Origin of the sequence: Liquorilactobacillus uvarum DSM 19971, from assembly GCF_001434935.1 — a bacterium.
Classification (GTDB): domain Bacteria; phylum Bacillota; class Bacilli; order Lactobacillales; family Lactobacillaceae; genus Liquorilactobacillus; species Liquorilactobacillus uvarum.
In genome coordinates this window covers 1-3805 of record NZ_AZEG01000069.1, presented here as the reverse complement: position 1 = coordinate 3805, position 3805 = coordinate 1, and the positions used below count along the sequence as shown (strand labels likewise).

The 3805-nt window shown below is 33.6% G+C and carries 4 protein-coding genes and 1 pseudogene; 3 read left to right on the top strand and 2 right to left on the bottom strand.

All coding sequences use genetic code 11. The features are described 5' to 3' along the window. The 3 genes from FD20_RS13150 to FD20_RS12200 form a co-directional block, all read left to right on the top strand. A partial coding sequence (locus FD20_RS13150; RefSeq protein ID WP_157060935.1) for an IS3 family transposase occupies nucleotides 1–178 on the top strand: 178 nt, incomplete at its 5' end. Nucleotides 179–1932: 1754 nt separating this feature from the next. Next, entirely contained in the window at nucleotides 1933–2715 is a 783-nt protein-coding gene (locus FD20_RS12205) for a ParA family protein (RefSeq protein ID WP_083489150.1), read from the top strand. Nucleotides 2716–2719: 4 nt separating this feature from the next. Next, complete coding sequence (locus tag FD20_RS12200) at nucleotides 2720–2950, top strand: hypothetical protein (protein WP_057738856.1); 231 nt, start codon at nucleotides 2720–2722, stop codon at nucleotides 2948–2950. Nucleotides 2951–3232: 282 nt separating this feature from the next. Here the strand turns inward: FD20_RS12200 and FD20_RS13925 are convergent. Further along, nucleotides 3233–3307, bottom strand: a pseudogene (locus tag FD20_RS13925) (cysteine ABC transporter permease); the annotation flags it as partial. 5 nt (nucleotides 3308–3312) lie between these two features. Beyond that, a partial coding sequence (locus FD20_RS12195; RefSeq protein WP_156660841.1) for an IS5 family transposase occupies nucleotides 3313–3805 on the bottom strand: 493 nt, incomplete at its 5' end.

The window sequence follows — 3805 nt, the reverse complement described above, 5'->3', positions numbered from 1 at the left end:
CCATTCATATTCTAAGCAAGGATATCCTTACGATAATAGCCAAATAGAAGCTTTTCACTCATTATTAAAACGAGAATTTGTTTTTCAAACGCACTTCTCAAGCTTTAAGGACTTAATTCTCAGAATCTCAAATTATATTAATTGGTTCAACACTGAAAGAATCAGAACAAGTGTCTAGAAAAACATGTACCAAATATTGACTTAGGAGCAGTTAAAACTAAGCTTGGAATACAACAAACCTATAACGCTGCAATTAAACCAAGTTACTAGCGACTATGAAATTACTCAACTAGGAGGTTGTATTAGAGACTTTGAAGACAATGTAATTATCCTAGAAGATGTTGAGGGAGAATTGATAAAGATAGAGCTTAAGCAGATTAGAAACTGTTTTTTACAATAAAAATAGACCCTCAGAGAGTTAAGTCTGAGAGTCCATGAGTGACGTGGATTGATTGAGTCCACTGAAGCGGTGTAGTCTTAATGACTATCTCCATACCTATAGTTATACTATCATGACCTACTTGCTAAGTCCAATATGCTATACTAATTACTGGCTACAGTACAAGGCTGATTACCTTTAATTAAACTGTATGCTAGGTGGTGAAAGTCAAAATGACAATCTCCATACCTGCTACTCTAGTTATAGTTCTATTCCTTTTATGGTTAGAACACAATAACAAGGAGTAGACACAAAGCACCTAGATTAATTTCTAGGTGTTTTTGTTTAATCTCGTTTTAAATTATAATATTTTCTTACATTGCATTCCCAACCATTAAGCCTAGCTAAATATTTAGTATTTTGGCCTTCTAAAAATTCAAATGTCTGACCACCCTTACTCATATCAGTAAACTTATAATCTTTACCAAGTTTAACTATATTTGCTAACTCCGACTTAGTAAACTCAGCAACTTAAAATTAACTTACTAATTTTCACAATTTCTTAATTAAAATTGATATAGTTATTTTACTTCGCAAGATTCTTATTAACTTAACTTTCTGAACTTGTGAATTTCAAGTCCCCTACTTTGAAACCTCACTTACATTCTTAACAAGTTATTCAATAAATCTCAATAATAAGTTGACAATCAGCACCCGCTGGCTTAGTTTTTAGGAAGCCTGAAGCGTAACGAGCAAAGTTTTCCCCTTAATTTTGCAGAGAAAAACAAAAAAATAACGTGTAGCTCAGTTTTTGAGGTTTTCCCTCGCTTCACTCACAAGTAATCTAGTTTCAGCTTCTTACAGCTATCTTAACAATTAAGTTTTAAACTCACCAGCAAAAACATGCCCTTACTGTATGTTAAGACTCATTCATGTTACCACTCAAGCCATTAGGCAGCAGCTTCTAGTCTGCAGGTTGGCCCTGAACCCAGCCTACAGGTCAGATTACAGAAGCTATAGACTACTCATTTATTTTTGTGAAGTTCTGGCTGAGTTCACCAGGTGTCTACTTTTTAGCGTTCATCCATAAGCAGCTGTCACATATCGAAATATGAAACCTATGTACTATTAACCTATCGCTCAGCTTGTCTCCTGAGTTTTGAAAATCACCACATTGAACATGTTGATAAAACATGCTAGAATAAGACCGTATAACTAAAATAACTGATTTGGGTCATTCCAATACTACCAATATTGGGTGGCTTTTTCTTTTTATGTAGGAGCTTATCTATTAATTTAGGTAAGCTCTTTTTTTATTGGTTAAAATATAACATGCAATTATATGAGTGTCAATGTTTTATATGTTGCTATAATGGTTTTTCTTTCTATAAGTTACTTGTTACAAGTATCAAGTTACTTGTAACAAGTAACAAATATCATGTTACTTGTGCCATGTTACAAAACTATTTACGCAATTATTATTGTAATATTGATATAGCAATGTTAATATTGCAATGAATACAAGTTACTTGTTACTTGAAAGGGGTGCAAAGTTGACAAAAACTATTACTATTTCAAATTTTAAGGGTGGCGTAGGTAAAAGTACAACTAACGTATTGTTTGCATATCTGCTTGCTACTAAAAAAAATAAGAAAGTATTACTTATTGATTTTGATCCACAAGCTAATGCTTCTGAAATAATTGCTAAAACATTCCCAGATAACATCATTGAACCTAAACAAAGTTTCTTTACAGGATTAAAGAATACAGATTTAACACAGTCAATCACTCATTTTACAGGTAGTTTAGATATGTTGGTAGGCGATTGGAAACTTGTAGGTTTACCAGATATGCTAGAAGATTTTAAAAAAGAAGAGCGTAAATATTTATTACGAGAATTGCTTAAACCTATTAAAGACAACTATGATTATATTCTGATAGATACACCGCCTACTTTATCTGAGTATACAAATAATGCTATCTTAGCTTCAGATTATGTAATTGCTGTATTGCAAACACAGGAGCAAGCTTATTCAAGTACATTAAAATTCATTTCATATTTACAAGATTTATCTGAGGGTTATAGTTCTGAATTTGATTTATTAGGAGTAATCCAATATTTAGTAAAAGTTAATGGCAAGGTAGATAATGAAATTATTGAAGATGCCCAGAAGACTCTAGGTGTAGCTTTATTCCATTACAATGTTTTTCAACGTGAGAGAGTTAAAAGATTTGGCCGCTCAGGAATTACTGATGAAGATTTATGGGACAAACGTGCTTTATATATGTATGAACAAGTCCTTGATGAAGCAATTTTAAGAATGGAAGGGGAATAAATAAATGGCCGAGAAAAAAAGTTTGCTAGATCAAATAAAAGCTAAAGATTCAATAGGCAAAAGCCCCTTTGCTAAAGATGAAAAAACGAGACCATTAAGGATCAAAGAAAGTAAATATGATTTGATTAACCGTATAGCTTTTGAGCAGCATAAAACAAAAGTAGAAATAATTGATGAAATTCTAGAAGCTGGAATTAAAAAGCTCCACCTGCTAGAAAAATACCCAATAGATTAATCGCTAACAGCCCTCATTTTGGGGGTTGTTTTTTATTCCAAAAACTCGTAACTAGTAATTAGATACTTGTAACAAGTTACTTGTATCTAGTCACTAGTTACATATTAAATAAATAATATTGCGTTTTTTTGCTAGCTTATAGAGCAAACTATTATATTATAAATAAATATAAGTTAAATAAAGAAAGCAATACAGAGGAAAAGATAACGAACAAAATTACACCGAGAAAAAAATATTTGAAAAAGTTTGCCGATGAAATGGAACCTAATAAATAAGACCCGTAAATAATTGCATTAACAACGGGGTAGAGCGAAAAAGCCAAACATAAAATCTAAAAAACAATTTTATTACTAAGAAGCTGTCTAAAATCTCTTAAGTAATAGTGCTAAAAACGCTAAAACGACCATTTGCAGACTGGTGGTTAATTGACGCTCACAATTTTTCCAAAGTCGCCGACAATTCTCTAGCCAACTAAAAGATCGTTCGACTACCCAACGTTGGGGCATGACTTCGAATCGATGCAACTCATTGCGCTTCGCAACCTGCACGGTTGCGTTTAAATTACTGGCTACATCGAGCTGAAAATTAACGCCTGAATAACCACCATCAACTAAGACATTTTGAACCTGGCGTAAATGCATGGCATGTAAAGCGATCATTGCACTGGCCCCGTCTCGATCAGAGACGTTCGCTCGCGTCATGTGAATGGCCTGCGGAAAGCCATTGATATCAACTGCCAGATGGCGCTTAATCCCCGAGATTTTCTTACCAGCGTCGTAACCTTTGTTTTCAGCAGTAGCGGTGTTTTTGACGCTCTGAGCGTCAACGATAATAAAGGAAGTTAAAGCTGAACGT

Bases quoted from the DNA above. Each gene is read 5' to 3' on its own strand.
- FD20_RS12200 (WP_057738856.1), top strand. From the start codon at position 2,720: ATGGCCGAGAAAAAAAGTTTGCTAGATCAAATAAAAGCTAAAGATTCA.